16 protein-coding genes are annotated in these 16,337 nt (G+C 71.7%); 5 read left to right on the top strand and 11 right to left on the bottom strand.

The genetic code is table 11. From position 1 onward, the window contains the following. Positions 1–266: 266 nt before the first annotated feature. The 3 genes from ACODT5_RS40140 to nth form a co-directional block, all read right to left on the bottom strand. Positions 267–1,469, bottom strand: coding sequence for a MarP family serine protease (locus ACODT5_RS40140; RefSeq protein ID WP_422525172.1), 1,203 nt, complete (start codon positions 1,467–1,469; stop codon positions 267–269). A 13-nt stretch (positions 1,470–1,482) separates the two neighbouring features. Continuing rightward, positions 1,483–2,247, bottom strand: a complete 765-nt coding sequence (locus tag ACODT5_RS40135) for an NUDIX hydrolase (protein ID WP_422523926.1) — start codon at positions 2,245–2,247, stop codon at positions 1,483–1,485. A gap of 174 nt (positions 2,248–2,421) precedes the next feature. Further along, positions 2,422–3,231 (bottom strand): endonuclease III, encoded by an 810-nt coding sequence (gene nth, locus ACODT5_RS40130; RefSeq protein WP_422523925.1) that lies wholly within the window; start codon positions 3,229–3,231, stop codon positions 2,422–2,424. 397 nt (positions 3,232–3,628) lie between these two features. Between nth and ACODT5_RS40125 the strand changes: the two genes are divergently transcribed. Together ACODT5_RS40125 and ACODT5_RS40120 are read left to right on the top strand one after the other, a co-directional pair. After that, complete coding sequence (locus ACODT5_RS40125; protein WP_003981529.1) at positions 3,629–4,303, top strand: Crp/Fnr family transcriptional regulator; 675 nt, start codon at positions 3,629–3,631, stop codon at positions 4,301–4,303. A gap of 140 nt (positions 4,304–4,443) precedes the next feature. After that, positions 4,444–5,253 (top strand): nucleotidyltransferase domain-containing protein, encoded by an 810-nt coding sequence (locus tag ACODT5_RS40120; RefSeq protein WP_422523924.1) that lies wholly within the window; start codon positions 4,444–4,446, stop codon positions 5,251–5,253. Between the two features lie 18 nt (positions 5,254–5,271). Here ACODT5_RS40120 and ACODT5_RS40115 read toward each other — a convergent pair whose 3' ends face one another. The 4 genes from ACODT5_RS40115 to ACODT5_RS40100 all read right to left on the bottom strand — a co-directional run bounded on the left by ACODT5_RS40115 (position 5,272) and on the right by ACODT5_RS40100 (position 7,993). Beyond that, the gene (locus tag ACODT5_RS40115) at positions 5,272–6,117 is read right to left on the bottom strand and encodes an MBL fold metallo-hydrolase (RefSeq protein WP_385367398.1); all 846 of its coding nucleotides are present in this window, start codon (positions 6,115–6,117) and stop codon (positions 5,272–5,274) included. Further along, positions 6,114–7,067, bottom strand: coding sequence for an NUDIX hydrolase (locus ACODT5_RS40110; protein WP_422523923.1), 954 nt, complete (start codon positions 7,065–7,067; stop codon positions 6,114–6,116). The genes ACODT5_RS40115 and ACODT5_RS40110 overlap by 4 nt, the downstream gene beginning before the upstream one ends. Before the next feature lie 291 nt (positions 7,068–7,358). Continuing rightward, positions 7,359–7,832: a RidA family protein gene (locus ACODT5_RS40105; protein WP_243330527.1), complete on the bottom strand. Its 474-nt coding sequence runs from the start codon at positions 7,830–7,832 to the stop codon at positions 7,359–7,361. Next, positions 7,829–7,993 (bottom strand): Sp36 family protein, encoded by a 165-nt coding sequence (locus tag ACODT5_RS40100; RefSeq protein WP_112447450.1) that lies wholly within the window; start codon positions 7,991–7,993, stop codon positions 7,829–7,831. Before ACODT5_RS40100 ends, ACODT5_RS40105 begins: the two co-directional genes overlap by 4 nt. A gap of 76 nt (positions 7,994–8,069) precedes the next feature. Between ACODT5_RS40100 and bagA the strand changes: the two genes are divergently transcribed. Next, positions 8,070–9,050 carry an ATPase BagA gene (gene bagA / locus ACODT5_RS40095; RefSeq protein WP_422523922.1) on the top strand — a complete coding sequence of 327 codons (981 nt, stop codon included), beginning with the start codon at positions 8,070–8,072 and terminating at the stop codon, positions 9,048–9,050. Between the two features lie 23 nt (positions 9,051–9,073). Next, on the top strand, positions 9,074–10,441 hold the full coding sequence (gene bagB / locus ACODT5_RS40090; protein ID WP_422523921.1) for an ATPase BagB: 1,368 nt from the start codon (positions 9,074–9,076) through the stop codon (positions 10,439–10,441). Positions 10,442–10,470: 29 nt separating this feature from the next. On the opposite strand, the gene ACODT5_RS40085 is transcribed toward bagB, so the two are convergent. Continuing rightward, entirely contained in the window at positions 10,471–10,821 is a 351-nt protein-coding gene (locus tag ACODT5_RS40085; RefSeq protein WP_385367389.1) for a WhiB family transcriptional regulator, read from the bottom strand. A gap of 386 nt (positions 10,822–11,207) precedes the next feature. Here ACODT5_RS40085 and ACODT5_RS40080 point away from each other — a divergent pair, with 386 nt between their 5' ends. Then, the gene (locus tag ACODT5_RS40080) at positions 11,208–13,472 is read left to right on the top strand and encodes a transglycosylase domain-containing protein (RefSeq protein WP_422523920.1); all 2,265 of its coding nucleotides are present in this window, start codon (positions 11,208–11,210) and stop codon (positions 13,470–13,472) included. On the opposite strand, the gene ACODT5_RS40075 is transcribed toward ACODT5_RS40080, so the two are convergent. The 3 genes from ACODT5_RS40075 to ACODT5_RS40065 are packed head-to-tail and all read right to left on the bottom strand — an operon-like array spanning position 13,469 to position 16,252. Next, entirely contained in the window at positions 13,469–13,615 is a 147-nt protein-coding gene (locus ACODT5_RS40075) for a hypothetical protein (protein WP_422523919.1), read from the bottom strand. The genes ACODT5_RS40080 and ACODT5_RS40075 overlap by 4 nt on opposite strands. 28 nt (positions 13,616–13,643) lie before the next feature. Then, a complete protein-coding gene (locus ACODT5_RS40070; protein ID WP_422523918.1) occupies positions 13,644–15,263 on the bottom strand; it encodes an MmgE/PrpD family protein in 1,620 nt (539 codons plus the stop codon). Then, positions 15,260–16,252, bottom strand: coding sequence for a diacylglycerol/lipid kinase family protein (locus ACODT5_RS40065; protein ID WP_422523917.1), 993 nt, complete (start codon positions 16,250–16,252; stop codon positions 15,260–15,262). Before ACODT5_RS40065 ends, ACODT5_RS40070 begins: the two co-directional genes overlap by 4 nt. Between the last annotated feature and the right edge of the window lie 85 nt (positions 16,253–16,337).

Below are 16,337 nucleotides of genomic sequence, written 5' to 3'. Positions count from 1 at the left end.
GGAGTATGAGCTGGACGCACGACTACGGTGACACCGCACACGAACGCCGCTCGACGGTCACGCCGGGCACGCACAGGGGGCAGGGCCGCGAAGGCCACGACGACCCCAGACTCGGGATTCCGCGCATCCTGCGCCGACGGGCCCGCTGGGTCTCCGCCCGGCTCAGGCACCAGCGTACGTAGGCAGGGCCCGGGCAGGCTTTCCGCCCGGGCAGGGGTTCCGGGGCCCGACAGGGCCGCGGAACCCCACACACGCTCCCGTAGGGCTCAGAGGGCGCAGCCCTGGCTGTCGACCCGCCGGTTCGCCGTCTGGCCGATCCGGATGTCGTCGCGGATCTCGTCCGTGGTCAGGGCGTAACCGGTGTTGGGGTCGTCGAGGGACTTCGCGAAGACCACTCCGTACACCTTGCCCTCGGGCGTCAGCAGCGGGCCGCCGGAGTTGCCCTGGCGGACCGTCGCGTACAGGGAGTAGACGTCCCGTCGCACGGTTCCGCGGTGGTAGATGTCCGGGCCGTTGGCGTTGATCCGGCCGCGGACGCGCGCCGCGCGGACGTCGTAGGCGCCGTTCTCCGGGAAGCCCGCGACGATGGCGTCGCTGCCGCCCGCCGCGTCCTTGTCGGTGAACTCCAGCGCAGGCGCCTTCAGCTTGGGCACGTCCAGGACGGCGATGTCGCGCTCCCAGTCGTAGAGCACGACCTTGCCGTCGTAGAGCTTGCCCTCGCCGCCGACCTGCACGGTCGGTTCGCCGACCCCGCCGACCACGTGCGCGTTGGTCATCACCTTGCCCGGCGCGAAGACGAAGCCGGTGCCCTCCAGCACCTTGCTGCACGCGGGAGCCGTGCCGACGACCTTCACGATCGACCGCTTGGCGTACTCGGCCACGGGGCTGCGCGCGAGCAGCGGGTCCGGCGGCTGGACCTCGGTGATCGGCTCGTTGGAGAACGGGCTGAAGACCTGCGGGAAGCCGTTGCGGGCCAGGGTGGAACTGAAGTCCGAGAACCAGGTGTTCGCCTGCTCCGGGAGCACCCGGGAGACACCGAGGAGCACCTTGGAGTTGCGGACTTCCTTGCCCAGCGTGGGAAGTGACGTACCGGCGAGCGCGGACCCGATCAGCCAGGCCACCAGCAGCATCGCGACCACGTTCACCAGGGCGCCGCCCGTCGCGTCGAGCGCGCGGGCGGGGGACCATGTGATGTGGCGCCGGAGCTTGTTGCCCAGGTGGGTGGTCAGCGCCTGGCCGATCGAGGCACAGATGATGATCACGACCACGGCGATGACGACGACCGTGGTGGACACCTGGGTGCCGTTGTCGGTGACCCGGTCCCAGATCAGGGGCAGCAGGGACACGGCGACGAGACCACCGCCGAGGAAGCCGATCACCGACAGGATGCCGACGACGAACCCCTGCCGGTAGCCGACGATCGCGAACCATACGGCGGCGAGCAGCAACAAGATGTCCAGCACGTTCACAGGGGTCACCGTCTCATGCGCGCCAGTCGAGCGGGACTTCCCGGGACCGGTCCCAGGGGCGTTCCCAGCCGGCGAAGTGCAGGATCCGGTCGATCACTCCGGCGGTGAAACCCCAGACCAGAGCCGATTCCACGGTGAAGGCCGGGCCCTGGAAGCCGCCGGGGTGCACGACGGTGACCCGGTGTCCGGGGTCCGTGAGATCGGCCACGGGCACGGTGAAGACCCGGGCGGTCTCGGCCGGGTCGACCACGCCGACCGGGCTGGGGTCGCGCCACCAGCCGAGCACCGGGGTCACGACGAACTCGCTGACCGGGATGTAGAGGGGCGGCAGCACCCCGAAGAGCTGGACCCCGGCCGGATCCAGACCGGTCTCCTCCTCGGCCTCGCGCAGCGCGGCGCGCAGCGGGCCGGTGGTGTGCGGGTCGCCGTCCTCGGGGTCGAGGGCGCCGCCGGGGAAGGAGGGCTGGCCGGGGTGCGAGCGCAGGGTGCCGGCGCGCTCCATCAGCAGCAGCTCGGGGCCCCGGGGGCCCTCGCCGAAGAGGATCAGTACGGCGGACTGGCGGCCGCGGCCGTCCTCCGGCGGCAGGAACCGGCTGAGCTGGGTGGGCCGGACCGTCCGGGCCGCCTCGACGACGGGGTCCAGCCAGTCGGGCAGGCCGTGGGTGCGGAGCTCGATGCTTCCGCGCTGGCCGCTCTTGGTGTCGTACGGGGCCCCGTACGCGGCGGCTGCGCCGGGCAAGGTGGCGCCCGCCCTGCGGTTCTGCGTGGCCTCTGTCATAGGCACCCCTGTCCGTGCTTCTGCGTTTCCCCACACCGCCAAACGCGGTTCGGGTAGCGATTCGTTCCTTGCAGGTGCGGGTCCGTTGCCGGGGGCCGGCCCCCGGACCCCCGCTCCTCAAACGCCGGAGGGGCTGGATTTAGCCGGGGCCGGACGGGATGTGGCTGGGCTCACTCACTGGGCGGAGGAGCCGCCCAGTGGGAGCGCCGGCAGGCCCGGGTAGTCCGGGGGCGGGGTCAGGCGCTGGCCGGGCTGGCCGCCCTTCTCGTACTTCAGGAGCTTCGCCGCCTTCTCCGGGTCGGTCTCGCCCTCCCCGTAGGACGGGCAGAGCGGTGCGATCGGGCAGGCCCCGCAGGCGGGCTTGCGGGAGTGGCAGATCCGGCGGCCGTGGAAGACGACGCGGTGCGAGAGCATCGTCCACTCGCTCTTCGGGAAGATCGCGCAGATCTCCGCCTCGACCTTCTCCGGGTCCTCCTGCTCGGTCCACTTCCAGCGCCGCACCAGCCGGCCGAAGTGCGTGTCGACCGTGATGCCGGGGACTCCGAACGCATTGCCGAGGACGACGTTGGCCGTCTTGCGGCCGACCCCCGGGAGCGTCACCAGGTCCTCGATCCGGCCCGGCACCTCGCCGCCGAAGTTGTCGCGCAGCGCCTGCGAGAGGCCGAGCAGGGACTTGGCCTTCGCCCGGAAGAACCCGGTCGGCCGGATGATCTCCTCCAGCGCCTCCGGATCGGCTGCGGCCATGTCCTCGGGGGTCGGGTACGCCGCGAAGAGGGCCGGGGTCGTCTGGTTCACGCGCAGGTCGGTGGTCTGCGCGGACAGGACCGTGGCGACCAGCAGCTCGAAGGAGTTGCGGAAGTCGAGCTCCGGGTGCGCGTACGGATAGACCTCCGCCAGCTCGCGGTTGATCCTGCGTGCCCGCCGCACCATCGCCAGATGGCTCTCCGGCTTCGCCCCGGCCTTCTTGACCTTGCTCTCTGCCATCCCCGAAGGCTACGCCGCGCGGCCCTCCGCCCGTGGCCGGACGTGATCTCCGCCCGCCGGGGGTTTCTTGGCCGAAGTTTTGCCCTGGAACGGGGGTGACTGCTCCGGGAGGGCTCCCACCAGGACGTGTTCGCCCACGGCTGAATTTGGTGTGGCCGTCACTCCCCCGGACCCCTTGGCCTGTGCTCTCACCGGCCTGTTGGACTCCCCGCAGGTCCGGGACACGGGGGCGACGACCGTCCCGGACCTCAGGTAACACCACCCCGATCGGCCTCTCGCCGCACAGCACACCCGTACGTCCGGCATCCTTGTGATGAACGTGATTGATCGCACTGTTTGAGCCGTCCGGCAAAATGGGGGAGCGATCCCCTGGCTGGTCGACATAGGAGAGAGACTCGTGGACGACGTACTGCGGCGTGCCCCGCTCTTCGCGGCGCTCGATGACGAGCAGGCCGCGGAGCTCCGCGCCTCCATGGGCGAGGTGACCCTCGCACGTGGTGACGCCCTGTTCCACGAGGGCGACCCCGGTGACCGGCTCTACGTCGTCACCGAGGGCAAGGTGAAGCTTCACCGCACCTCCCCCGACGGACGCGAGAACATGCTGGCCGTCCTCGGCCCCGGAGAGCTGATCGGCGAGCTGTCGCTGTTCGACCCGGGCCCGCGCACCGCCACCGCCACCGCGCTGACCGAGGTCAAGCTGCTGGGTCTGGGTCACGGAGACCTCCAGCCCTGGCTCAACGCCCGGCCCGAGGTGGCGACCGCGCTGCTGCGCGCCGTCGCGCGGCGCCTGCGCAAGACCAACGACCAGATGTCCGACCTGGTCTTCTCCGACGTTCCGGGCCGTGTGGCCCGCGCGCTCCTCGACCTGTCGCGCCGCTTCGGCGTGCAGTCGGAGGAGGGCATCCACGTCGTGCACGACCTCACGCAGGAGGAGCTGGCCCAGCTCGTCGGCGCGTCGCGCGAGACCGTGAACAAGGCGCTGGCCGACTTCGCGGGACGCGGATGGCTCCGCCTCGAGGCCCGCGCGGTGATCCTGCTGGACGTGGAGCGGCTCGCGAAGCGGTCCCGCTGACGCTGGTCTTAGGTGGTTGAGGGGTCCTGCCCGGTCGGGCGGGGCCCCTTTTCGTGTGCCTGCGGCGCCGTTCCGGGGGCTCTGCCCCCGCGCCCCCGCGCCTCAAACGCCGGCGGGGCTGGATTGTGCACAGTGGCCCCATGGAGCACAGAGGCCTCGACGCGTACGGGTACTTCGAGCGCGAAGGCTCGCTCGGGCAGCTGCAGGACGGGTTCCGGGGGCTCGTCGCCGCCGTGCGGGAGCGGATCGGGGAGGCGTACGGGCGACGGCTGCACAGCGCCTACCTGTACGGGTCCGTGCCGCGCGGGACGGCCCGGCCCGGGCACTCCGACCTCGACCTGCTGATCGCCCTGCACCACGCGCCCGGCGCCGAGGACCGCGACACCACCGAGGCGCTGGCGCGCGGCATCGACGAGGAGTTCGCCGAGATCGACGGGGTCGGGATCCTGCTGTACGGCAAGGACCGGCTGCTGAGCGAGCAGGAACGTTACGACCTGGGCTGGTTCCTCGCCTGCCTGTGCACCCCGCTGCTCGGTGCGGACCTGGCCGAGCACCTGCCCCGCTACCGGCCGGACAGCCTGCTCGCCCGCGAGTCCAACGGCGACCTCGCCGAGCTGCTGCCCAAGGTGCGCGAGCGGATCCGGGAGGCAGCCACGCCCGGGGAGTACCGGAAGCTGTGCCGGGGCGTCTCGCGGCACCTCGTGCGGACCGGGTTCACCCTCGTCATGCCGCGGTGGGGCGGCTGGACCAGCGACCTCACCGAGTCGGCGGAGGTGTTCGGGCAGTACTACCCCGAGCGCGCCGACCAGATGCGCGCCGCGGCGGCCGCAGCACTGGACCCGGTCGCGGACCCGGCCGTGCTGCGCGCCTACGTCGAGGACCTCGGGCCGTGGCTCGCCGACGAGTACACGGCCCGGCACGGGACGAAGGCGCCCCGCCCTGCGGGCTAGGGCCTGTCGTCGGCCCGCTCAGTCCGGAGCCCCGGGGATCAGCCCGTGCTCCGTCAGGTACTCCAGCTGCGCGCGTACGGACCATTCCGCGGCCGGCCACAGCGAGCGGTCCACGTCCGCGTAGACGTGGGCGACGACCGCCTCGGGGGTGGTCAGGCCGTTCTCGACCGCCGTCTCGATCTGCGCGAGGCGGTGGGCCCGGTGGGCGAGGTAGAACTCCACCGCGCCCTGCGCGTCGTCCAGGACCGGCCCGTGCCCCGGGAGCACCGTGTGGACCCCGTCGTCGACCGTCAGAGAGCGCAGCCGGCGCAGGGAGTCCAGGTAGTCGCCCAGGCGCCCGTCGGGGTGCGCGACGACGGTGGTGCCGCGCCCCAGGATCGTGTCACCGGTCAGGACCGCCCGGTCGGCCGGCAGGTGGAAGCAGAGCGAGTCCGCGGTGTGGCCGGGCGTCGGCACCACGCGCAGCTCCAGGCCGCCCGTGCGGATGACGTCCCCGGCGGCCAGGCCCTCGTCGCCCAGGCGCAGGGCCGGGTCCAGGGCGCGGACCTTCGTCCGGGTCAGCTCGGCGAAGCGGGCCGCGCCCTCCGCGTGGTCGGGGTGTCCGTGGGTGAGGAGGGTGAGGGCGACCCGCTTGCCCGCCTCCTCGGCGGCGGCGACGACCGCGCGCAGGTGTACGTCGTCCAGCGGGCCGGGGTCGATCACCACGGCCAGGTCGGAGCCGGGCTCGGAGACGAGCCAGGTGTTGGTGCCGTCGAGGGTCATCGGGGAGGCGTTCGGGGCCAGGACGTTCACCGCGCGGGCGGTGGCGGGTCCGGAGACGACGATTCCGCGGGGCTGGCCGGGCAGGGCGGCGGCATCGGTCATGCGGGGGCTCCTCCGGTGTCCGCCGGGCCGGAGCTCGCCGGGCCGGAGCTCGCCGGGCCGGGGGCGAGGCGGACGCGCTTGGTGAACTCGTCGTGGCCCGGCCAGCTGAGCACGAGCTCCCCGTCCGTGAGGGTGGCCTTGGCGAGGACCGGGGTCAGGTCCTGGGCCCCGGCCGCCGCGAGGGCCTCGGCGGGGCTCCCGTACGGCTCCAGGGAGCGCAGGGTGGTGATGGTGGGCGGCATCATCAGCAGCTCGCCCTTGTCGTAGCCGGCGGCGGCGTCGGCGGGGCGGGTCCAGACCGTGCGGTCGGCCTCGGTGGAGGCGTTGCGCGTGCGCTGGCCTTCGGGGAGGGCCGCGACGAAGAACCAGGTGTCGTACCGGCGCGGCTCGAACTCCGGGGTGATCCAGCGGGCCCACGCGCCGAGCAGGTCGGAGCGCAGGACCAGGCCCCGGCGGTCGAGGAACTCGGCGAAGGACAGCTCACGGGCCACCAGGGCCGCGCGGGCGGCCTCCCAGTCCTCGCCGGTGGTGTCGCCGACGACGGTGTCCGCGGACTCTCCCGCGAGCAGGACCCCGGCCTCCTCGAAGGTCTCGCGGACCGCTGCGCAGACGATCGCCTGGGCGGTGGCGGGGTCCGTGCCCATGCGCTGCGCCCACTCGGCGCGGGTCGGGCCGGCCCAGCCGATGAGGTGGTCCTCGTCCCGGGGGTCCACGCCGCCGCCGGGATACGCGTAGGCGCCTCCGGCGAAGGCCATCTCGGCGCGGCGGCGCAGCATGTGCACGGCGGGGCCCTCGGGGGTGTCGCGCAGCAGCATCACCGTGGCGGCGCGCCTCGGTTCCACCGGGGTGAGGGCGCCGTCCGCGAGTGCGCGGATCCGGTCGGGCCACTCCGGCGGGTACCACTGACCTCCGGCGGAGGTCTCTTGCTGACCGTACTGACCATTCGGCATGGCGGGATGCTACGGGCATCCGGGCCGATGTTCGAGGGTTGACCTCCGCACACCGCTGCGCAGGGGCCACCGCGGGCTGCGGATGCGCCGCTGCGCGGGGCGAGGTACCCGCTGCGGCCCTTGCCGCTGCGCGGGGCAAAGTTCCCCTACCCGCCCTTCCACCGTTCCCCGGGCTGCGCCCGGACCCCTGGGGCTCCGCCCCAGACCCCGGTCCTCAAACGCCGGACGGCTGGAAAGACGCCGGAGGGGCTGGATATGTATCCAGCCCCTCCGGGCGTGAGAACGCCGAGGTCAGGCTCCGGGGACCAGTTCGACCTGGATCTCGATCTCGACCGGGGCGTCCAGCGGGAGGACCGCCACGCCGACCGCGCTGCGGGCGTGGACGCCCTTGTCGCCGAGGACGGCACCCAGCAGCTCGCTCGCGCCGTTCAACACGCCCGGCTGGGCCGTGAAGTCGGGTGCGGAGGCGATGAAGCCCACCACCTTCACGACGCGCGCGATCTTGTCGAGGTCGCCGACGACGGACTTCACCGCGGCCAGCGCGTTCAGCGCGCAGGTCGCGGCCAGTTCCTTGGCCTGCTCCGCCGAGACCTCGGCGCCGACCTTGCCGGTGACCGGCAGGTTGCCCTTGACCATCGGGAGCTGCCCCGCGGTGTACACGTAGGCACCCGACCGCACGGCCGGCTGGTACGTGGCCAGCGGCGGGACGACCTCGGGGAGGGTCAGGCCGAGTTCGGCCAGCTTCGCCTCGACGACTCCGCTCATGCCGCCTTCTCCCGCTTCAGGTAGGCCACGAGCTGCTCGGGGTTGTTCGGGCCGGGAACGACCTGGACGAGCTCCCAGCCGTCCTCGCCCCAGGTGTCCAGGATCTGCTTGGTGGCGTGGACCAGCAGCGGGACGGTCGCGTATTCGAACTTCTTGGTCATGGGAGCGAGCGTAGTGCCTGCCGTGCGGGGCCCCGGCACCACCGCCGCCGCCGGGGAGGAATTAGGCTCGGGCCCTGTGAGCAGGCTCCAGGTGGTCAGCGGCAAGGGCGGCACCGGCAAGACCACGGTCGCCGCGGCACTCGCGCTCGCCCTCGCACGCGAGGGCAGGCGGACACTTCTCGTGGAGGTCGAGGGCAGGCAGGGCCTCGCCCAGGTCTTCGGGGCGGAGGCGCTCCCCTACGAGGACCGGAAGATCGCCGTCGCCTCGGGCGGCGGGGAGGTCTACGCGCTCGCCATCGACGCGGAGCGGGCGCTCCTCGACTACCTCCAGATGTTCTACAAGCTCGGCTCGGCCGGCCGCGCCCTCAAGAAGCTCGGCGCCATCGACTTCGCGACGACCATCGCGCCGGGGCTGCGGGACGTGCTCCTGACGGGCAAGGCGTGCGAGGCGGTCCGGCGCAAGGACAAGGCCGGCCGGTTCGTCTACGACCACGTGATCATGGACGCTCCGCCGACCGGGCGGATCACCCGCTTCCTGAACGTCAACGACGAGGTGGCGGGCCTGGCCCGGTTCGGGCCGATCCACAACCAGGCGCAGGCCGTCATGAAGGTGCTCAAGTCCCCCGAGACGGCCGTGCACCTGGTCACCCTGCTGGAGGAGATGCCGGTGCAGGAGACCGCCGACGGGATCGCCGAACTCCAGCAGGCGGGCCTGCCGGTGGGGCGGGTCGTCGTCAACATGGTCCGGCCGCACCACCTCGACGAGGACGCCCTGCGCGCCGCCGCCGGCGAGCGGCGCTCCGACGTCTCCAGGGCGCTGTCCCGGGCCGGCCTCGGCAGTGCCCGGCGCGGCGGGGTGGCCGAACGGCTGGTGGACCCGCTGCTCGCGCAGGCCGCCGAGCACGCGAGCCGGGTGGAGCTGGAGCGCGCCCAGCGCGCGGTACTGGCGGGACTGGACGTGCCGGCGTACGAACTCCCCATGCTCGGCGCGGGGATGGACCTGGCCGGGCTCTACGGGCTCGCCGCGGAGCTGCGCAAGCAAGTGGGCGGGGAATGAACGGGGCCGGGACGATGGAAGCGATGACGGAGGCGAAGATGGACGCTCCCCCGCGGCTGGACGTCGACCGGCTGCTCGACGATCCGCAGACCCGGATCATCGTGTGCTGCGGGGCGGGCGGGGTCGGCAAGACCACGACCGCCGCGGCGCTCGGGGTACGGGCGGCCGAGCGCGGGCGCAAGGTGGTCGTCCTGACCATCGACCCGGCGCGCAGGCTGGCCCAGTCGATGGGGATCGACTCGCTCGACAACACCCCGCGCAAGGTGACCGGGGTGTCCGAGAACGGGAACGGCGGCGAACTGCACGCCATGATGCTCGACATGAAGCGGACCTTCGACGAGATCGTCGAGGGCCACTCCGACCCCGAGCGGGCCGAGGCCATCCTCGCCAACCCCTTCTACCAGTCCCTGTCGGCCGGCTTCGCGGGCACGCAGGAGTACATGGCGATGGAGAAGCTGGGGCAGCTGCGGGCCCGGGACGACTGGGACCTGATCGTGGTGGACACCCCGCCGAGCCGGTCCGCGCTGGACTTCCTGGACGCGCCGGGGCGGCTGGGGTCCTTCCTGGACGGGAAGTTCATCCGGGTGCTGATGGCTCCGGCGAAGGTGGGCGGCCGGGCGGGGATGAAGTTCCTCAATGTCGGCATGTCGATGATGACGGGCACGCTGAGCAAGCTGATGGGCGCCTCGCTGCTGAAGGACGTACAGACCTTCGTGGCCGCCATGGACACGATGTTCGGCGGTTTCCGCACCCGCGCGGACGCGACCTTCCAGCTCCTCCAGGCTCCCGGCACGGCGTTCCTCGTGGTCTCCGCGCCCGAACCGGACGCGCTGCGCGAGGCCGCGTACTTCGTGGAGCGGCTGGCCGCGGAGCGGATGCCGCTGGCCGGGCTCGTACTGAACCGGGTGCACGGCAGCGGCGCCGAACAGCTGTCGGCGGAGCGGGCGTTGGCCGCTGCGGAGAATCTTGAAGAAGGCCGCATTGTGGATCAGGAGTCCGGGAAAGCTGGACTTCGTGACTCCACGGCCTCCGTCTCCGACACCGCCCCCGACACCGCCCCGGGCTCCGGCCCCGACACCCGCACCGCGCGAGAGACCGGCGCCGACGCCGTAGACGTCGACCTGGACGCCGCAGTAGACGCCGCCGTGGAGGCCGGCGTGCACGCCGGCACGGACGCCGACGTGGATGTGATCACGGCAGGACTGCTCCGCCTGCACGCGGAGCGCATGCAGGTCATCGCGCGCGAACAGCGCACGCGTGACCGCTTCACCTCGCTGCACCCCGAGGTGGCGGTGGCCGAAGTGGCCGCCCTGCCCGGCGACGTACACGACCTCGCCGGGCTGCGGGCCATCGGAGAGCGACTCGCGGCCGGGGTTCCGGCCGGAGCGTAGGCGTTCCTACGACGTGGTGCCCAGGTGGTCTACCCGGCTGCCAGGTACGTCTCGTACGGAACGTCGATCTCCTCATCGGCATCCATGGTGAGGATGCCCGTACTGCGCTCGTACTCCGTGCGTGCGGTTTCGAGCAGTCGCCTCCACGAGGTGACGGTGGGACGCCGGCGCAACAGCGCACGTCGTTCCCGCTCGGTCATTCCGCCCCACACTCCGAACTCGACACGATTGTCGAGCGCGTCGGCCAGGCACTCGGTCCGCACCGGACATCCGGTACACACCGCCTTGGCCCTGTTCTGTGCCGCTCCTTGAACGAACAGTTCATCCGGATCGGTAGTGCGGCAGGCTGCCTGCGCACTCCAGTCGGTAACCCAGCCCATCCCGGCGCCGTCCTCTCCCGAATCGAGGCTCCCCCACGGCGGTAGCGGCATATTCACCGCTGCCAGTTGAGGACGTTACGGAAGGTGGGCACAGTGCAACACCCCCGACGGGCCCAATCTTGAATGGTCCGAACGGACTATGGGTAAGCGGCAGATCACCCGACGGAGTGATCCTGCGACATGCCCGACCATTCCGGCGATTTGGGTGAAATCGACGGGGCATGCTGATCACAGGGGGCGAGATTCGGACATGCGTCCACCCCATTCGGGAAGGGTGAAAAACAAGCCGGGGGGTTGATGTCCCACCGCACTGCTGTGACAGTTGAGGACAGCTTAGGCCAAGGCATTCGCGCGTGTCCGGCGAATGAGAACGTAGGCTGCCCTCTATGGGAAAGAAGCGCTCGGGCGGCGGGCTCACGGGGCCACAGCAGGCCGCCAAGTTCCTCGGTGTGTCCGTTCTCTCCGGAGTTGTGCTGGCGGGGATCGCGATCCCGGGTGCCGGCGCCCTGGGGCTCGCGGCCAAGGGCACGGTCGAGGGGTTCGATGAGATCCCGGCCAATCTCAAGACACCACCGTTGAGCCAGCGCACCACGATTCTGGACGCGGAGGGTGGCTTGATCGCCACGGTCTATTCGCGTGACCGGCAGGTGGTCCCGATCACGGCCATCTCCCCGTACATGCAGAAGGCCATCGTCGCGATCGAGGACTCGCGTTTCTACGAGCACGGCGCGATCGACCTCAAGGGCATCCTGCGTGCGGTCAACCGCAATGCCCAGGAGGGCGGCGCCGCGCAGGGCGCGTCGACGCTGACCCAGCAGTACGTGAAGAACGTCTTCGTCGAAGAGGCCGGCGACGACGAGACGAAGGTGCGCGAGGCCCAGGAGAAGAGCCTCGGACGCAAGATCCGCGAGCTGAAGTACTCGATCCAGGTCGAGGAGGAGCTCGGGAAGCAGAAGATCCTCGAGAACTACCTCAACATCACGTACTTCGGCCAGCAGGCGTACGGAATCGAATCCGCCGCCCACCGCTACTTCAGCAAGGCCGCCAAGGACCTGACCCTGGAAGAGTCGGCGCTGCTGGCGGGCGTGGTCCAGTCGCCGAGCCGGTACGACCCGCTGAACGACTCGCAGGAGGCGATGAAGCGCCGCAACATCGTCCTCCAGCGCATGGCGGACGTGAAGGACATCTCCCAGGCCGAGGCGGACGCGGCGAAGGCGAAGCCGGTCCAGCTGAAGGTGACCAAGCCGAAGAACGGCTGCATCACCGCCGTGAAGGGCGCGGGCTTCTTCTGCGACTTCGTGCGCAACACCTTCCTCGACGACACCGCCTTCGGGAAGACCCGCGAGGAGCGGGCGAAGGTCTGGAACCAGGGCGGCCTGACGGTCCGCACCACCCTGGACCCGCAGTCGCAGGACTCCGTCAACGAGTCCATCAAGGACCACGTGGACCAGGACGACAAGGTCGCCACGGCCGTCACCCTCGTCCAGCCCGGCACCGGGCGGGTCCTCGCCATGGGGCAGTCCAAGCCGTACGGCTTCGGCAAGAACGAGACCCAGATCAACTTCTCGGTGGACAAGAAGATGGGCGGCTCGAACTTCGGCTTCCCGACCGGCTCCACCTTCAAGGCGTTCGTCGCGGCCGCGGCCCTCGAGGGCGGACTGCCGCCGACGAAGATCTACCAGTCCCCGTACGACATGGACTACCCGAGCCCGGTGCGGACCTGCGGCGACAAGCCCTGGGTCAACACCGACCGGGCCAAGGTGGAGAACGAGACCGAGTCCGAGGTCGGCCCGTACGGGATGAAGGAGGCGATGGCCAAGTCGGTCAACACCTACTTCGTGGAGATGATCTCCGAGGTGGGCCTGTGCCCCGTGACCGAGATGACCACCAAGCTCGGCGTGATCCCGGCCAACGGCGCCAAGCTCCCCGAGGTCCCCGCCATCGCGCTCGGCAGTGAGGGCATGTCCCCGCTGACCATGGCCAACGCCTACGCCACCTTCGCCAACCGCGGCGTGTACTGCACCCCGGTCACCATCGAGTCGATCACCGACTCGCACGGCAAGGCGCTGACGGTCCCGAAGTCCAAGTGCGGCCGCGCGATGAGCGAGAGGACCGCCGACACCATCAACACGCTGCTGCTCGGCGTGGTCGACTCCGGTACGGGTCAGCAGTCGGGTCTGAAGGACCGGGAGAGCGCGGGCAAGACGGGTACCACCGACAGCCGTTACAACGCCTGGTTCGTCGGCTACACCCCGAACATGTCCGGCGCGACCTGGGTCGGCTCCGGCGGCGCCAAGCAGGTGTCGATGGAGAACATCACCATCGGCGGCCAGTACTACGACAAGGTCTTCGGTGGTGGCCTGCCCGGCCCGATCTGGAAGCAGGCCGTCTCCGGCGCGCTCTCCGGCCGCGAGGCCCCGGGCTTCGTCACGGTGCACATCCCCGACACCCCGAGCCCGGCCCCCGGCGGCAAGCCCAACAAGCCGGGTAAGCCCGGCAAGCCGGGTCGCGGGGACGGCAAGCCCGGTGACGGGCGTCCCGGCGGGCAGACGACCGGCGGAACCACCGGCGGAACCGACGGCGGCACGGGCGGGACCGACCCGCTCGGCGGGATCACGCTCCCGCCGGGCATCATCGGCGGCCGCGACTAGCAGATGTCCGCGGCGGTGGCCTCTCCGAATCCGATGGCGCGGACGATGGAGAGGCCGGCCTCCAGGATCTCGGCACGCCGGTCCGGCGTGCTCCTCGTGCCGTTGCCGCCCGGACCGCGGCGCGGGGTGCTGTGAGCGGTCATCGGACCGGCTCTCGGTCGTGGCTGACGGTCAGTTCAGGGCTGCCTCGGTCCAGGTTCGAAGGGCAGCGGCGGACATCCCGCGGACCTCTGCGACGGCCTCCCCCACGTGGTGCGGACCGCCCAGGCCGGCGAACTTCTCCCGCATCAGGCGAGCGTGATGCCGACGGGTGTGGGGACCCGCGGCGCCGAGGGGGATCATGCGCTCCCTGGTCGCGGTGCGGCCGTCGGAGAGGTGTACGGTCACGCGGGCCCCGGTGAGCTTCGACGCACGGGTGAAGTCGGCCGAGCCCCCGGGGCGTCGTACGGCGGCGGCCAGTTCGATCAGCTCAGGGCCGCCGAAAGCGTGGAGCCAGGCCCCGGCGTCGGAGCCGGCCTGGCGGACCGCCTCTCCGAAGGGCGCCTCCGAGGTGAGCAGGGCCCGGGTCATGGCGGGGTCGTGGACGAGCCGGACGCGCCGGGCGGTCTGCCAGCGCGATTCCTCGTCGCGGCGGGGCGCGGTGAAGTCGGCGACGGTCAGTTCGCCCGTCAGGAGGGCGGTCGCGACGGTGTACGGGGTGTGCAGGACGAGCGCGCCGAGGGGCGCTCCGGGGCCGTCTGCGTAGCGTTCCGCCGTGCGTTGGGCGGCGAGCGTGTAAAGGGAGGTCTCGACGACGATCTCGGCGATCTCGGCGGTGTCAGCGGTGTCTGCGGTGTCAGCGGTGTCTCCGGTGTCTGCGGTGTCTGCGGTGCTGTCGGGGCGGCCGATCGAGAGCTCGCGGTGCAGGTCGAGCGCGCAGTCGATGGCTGCGTCGGCCCCGGGCCCGCCCGGGTGCATCTTGAACGACAGGGTGTCGGTGTGCCAGCGCTCGCCCAAGCGGTCGGTGACGGCGCTGACGAGGGGCACGGTGGCGAAGCGCGCGAGGAAGCCGTCGGGGTGTTCGAGCAGGTCGGCAGGCCCCTGGAACCCGGCGGTCGCCGCGTCGCAGGCGTCCATGGCGGTGCGCACGGGGGAGAAGGCGTTGAACAGGCGGGCGTCGCTGGCCAGGAAGGCACGCATGAGGGGCCACGGGGGCATGGCGAGGGCCAGACCCAGGGCGTTGGTCCACGTATCGGCGTCGGCGCCCTCGCAGTGCAGCCGGCCGGCGGTGGCTCCGACGAGGTGCGTGTGCAGGGCGCTCTGTCCGCGCAGCGGGCCCAGGGTCGCCGCGGCGGTGACGCGGGCGGCGCATTCGTTGGCCGCGACGATCGCGGTGAGGAGGGCGGCACCGTCCAGGCCGTGGTGGTACGCGTACGCGAGGGGGACGGCGACGGTGGAGTTGGACAGGTGCCCGGCGTAGGCGGTGTCATCGAGGTTGAGCCAGGACCCGAGGCCGGCCAGGACGCACGCCGAGGTGCGCGGGTCGGCCTGGAACGGGGGGCCGAACGCCTGGATCATGCGCCGGCCCAGGGGCTGCTCGGCGCCCGCCCGGATGGAGGCGAGCTGGGAGAGGAGTTGGCTGGCGGCGAGGGAGAGCAGCCGGTCGGGCACGTCCTGGGGGCTGAGTGCGGCGGCCCATCGCGCGAGTGAGGCCAGCGCGGCGGGGTGCTCCGGATCGGCTCCCTGATGGGTGGGGGAAGCGGTGGTGTCCTCGGGGGGCGGTGTGCCGCGCGTGCCGTCTCGGGCGGTCATGCGGCGGCTGCCGTCCCGGTGACCGGCGCGCCCCACACGGGGATCATCGCGGGCAGGACCTGCAGGGTCATCGCCGGTCCGGCGGCGGGCTGGAGCTCTCCGTCGTACTCGAAGCACAGGGGCCTGCCGTCCAGGCGTTCGACCCGGATGGTGCGGCCCCGTGCGTAGACGGCGTTCTGGCGGTCCAGGTGCGCGCCGGTCAGGGTCAGTGCCGCCACCTCGGTGGGATGCACATCGGATCCGAGGACGCAGACGTCGAGGAGCCCGTCATCGGGTACCGACCAGGGCAGGACGAGGTACTGGCCGCCGCGGATCCGTCCGCCGCCGACGTTGGCGAAGACGGTGTCGCCCTCGTGCATGACCGCGCCGTCGACGGTGACGCGGCCGGGGTAGGCGGTGAACGTCTCCGCGGTCTCGGCCAGGGCGCGTTCGTAGCGGGCGGGCCCGGTCACGGGTATGCCCCGGGCGGTCTCCAGGGCCTGAGCGATGACGCCGCTGCACGCGCCGAGGAAGACGAGGGCGCCGGTCTCGACGAGGAGCGCGAGGTCGATGCGGCGCTCCGTGCTCGCGGAGGGTCCGCTGAGTGCGGTGCGGACGGCGTCCTGCCAGGGGAGGCCGCCCCAGAGCATCCGGTAGCCGGAGTTGCCCGTGCCCGCCGGGACGATGGCGAGAGCGGCGGTGGCGGGCCGACGACCACCGGCCATCCCCGCGATCACTTCGCCCACGGTGCCGTCGCCGCCGATCGCGACGACCAGGTCCGGGGCTGCTGCCCGTGGTTGCCGCAGCGCCTCGCTCACGACGTCGCGGGCGCTTCCCCGGCGCGTCGTGATGTGAATGTCGACCCGTTCGAGGCGTTCTCGGCACAGCGCGGTGACTTCCGCCAGTAACCCGGGGTGCATGGTGTCGGCCGTCGGGTTGGCGACGATGAGGGCTCTGCGGGGGCGGGTCGCGTGTGGTGCGGTGGCCGGCGCCTGGGGGTCGTTGGGCATGTCGTCCTCACACGTGGGCGGGAAGGAAAGTCTGGCCGGAGGCCGACAGTTGATCTTCTTTCCTTGCGACCGTAACCACGTGACC

It is taken from the genome of Streptomyces tatrensis (genome assembly GCF_049310065.1).
Taxonomy (GTDB): domain Bacteria; phylum Actinomycetota; class Actinomycetes; order Streptomycetales; family Streptomycetaceae; genus Streptomyces.
This window is presented reverse-complemented; position numbering and strand designations above follow the sequence as displayed.

Coding starts and splice junctions, on each gene's coding strand:
- ACODT5_RS40135 (WP_422523926.1), bottom strand. CDS start 2,247: ATGACAGAGGCCACGCAGAACCGCAGGGCGGGCGCCACCTTGCCCGGC.
- nth (WP_422523925.1), bottom strand. CDS start 3,231: ATGGCAGAGAGCAAGGTCAAGAAGGCCGGGGCGAAGCCGGAGAGCCAT.
- ACODT5_RS40120 (WP_422523924.1), top strand. CDS start 4,444: ATGGAGCACAGAGGCCTCGACGCGTACGGGTACTTCGAGCGCGAAGGC.
- ACODT5_RS40115 (WP_385367398.1), bottom strand. CDS start 6,117: ATGACCGATGCCGCCGCCCTGCCCGGCCAGCCCCGCGGAATCGTCGTC.
- ACODT5_RS40110 (WP_422523923.1), bottom strand. CDS start 7,067: ATGCCGAATGGTCAGTACGGTCAGCAAGAGACCTCCGCCGGAGGTCAG.
- ACODT5_RS40105 (WP_243330527.1), bottom strand. CDS start 7,832: ATGAGCGGAGTCGTCGAGGCGAAGCTGGCCGAACTCGGCCTGACCCTC.
- ACODT5_RS40100 (WP_112447450.1), bottom strand. CDS start 7,993: ATGACCAAGAAGTTCGAATACGCGACCGTCCCGCTGCTGGTCCACGCC.
- bagB (WP_422523921.1), top strand. CDS start 9,074: ATGACGGAGGCGAAGATGGACGCTCCCCCGCGGCTGGACGTCGACCGG.
- ACODT5_RS40085 (WP_385367389.1), bottom strand. CDS start 10,821: ATGGGCTGGGTTACCGACTGGAGTGCGCAGGCAGCCTGCCGCACTACC.
- ACODT5_RS40080 (WP_422523920.1), top strand. CDS start 11,208: ATGGGAAAGAAGCGCTCGGGCGGCGGGCTCACGGGGCCACAGCAGGCC.
- ACODT5_RS40075 (WP_422523919.1), bottom strand. CDS start 13,615: ATGACCGCTCACAGCACCCCGCGCCGCGGTCCGGGCGGCAACGGCACG.
- ACODT5_RS40070 (WP_422523918.1), bottom strand. CDS start 15,263: ATGACCGCCCGAGACGGCACGCGCGGCACACCGCCCCCCGAGGACACC.
- ACODT5_RS40065 (WP_422523917.1), bottom strand. CDS start 16,252: ATGCCCAACGACCCCCAGGCGCCGGCCACCGCACCACACGCGACCCGC.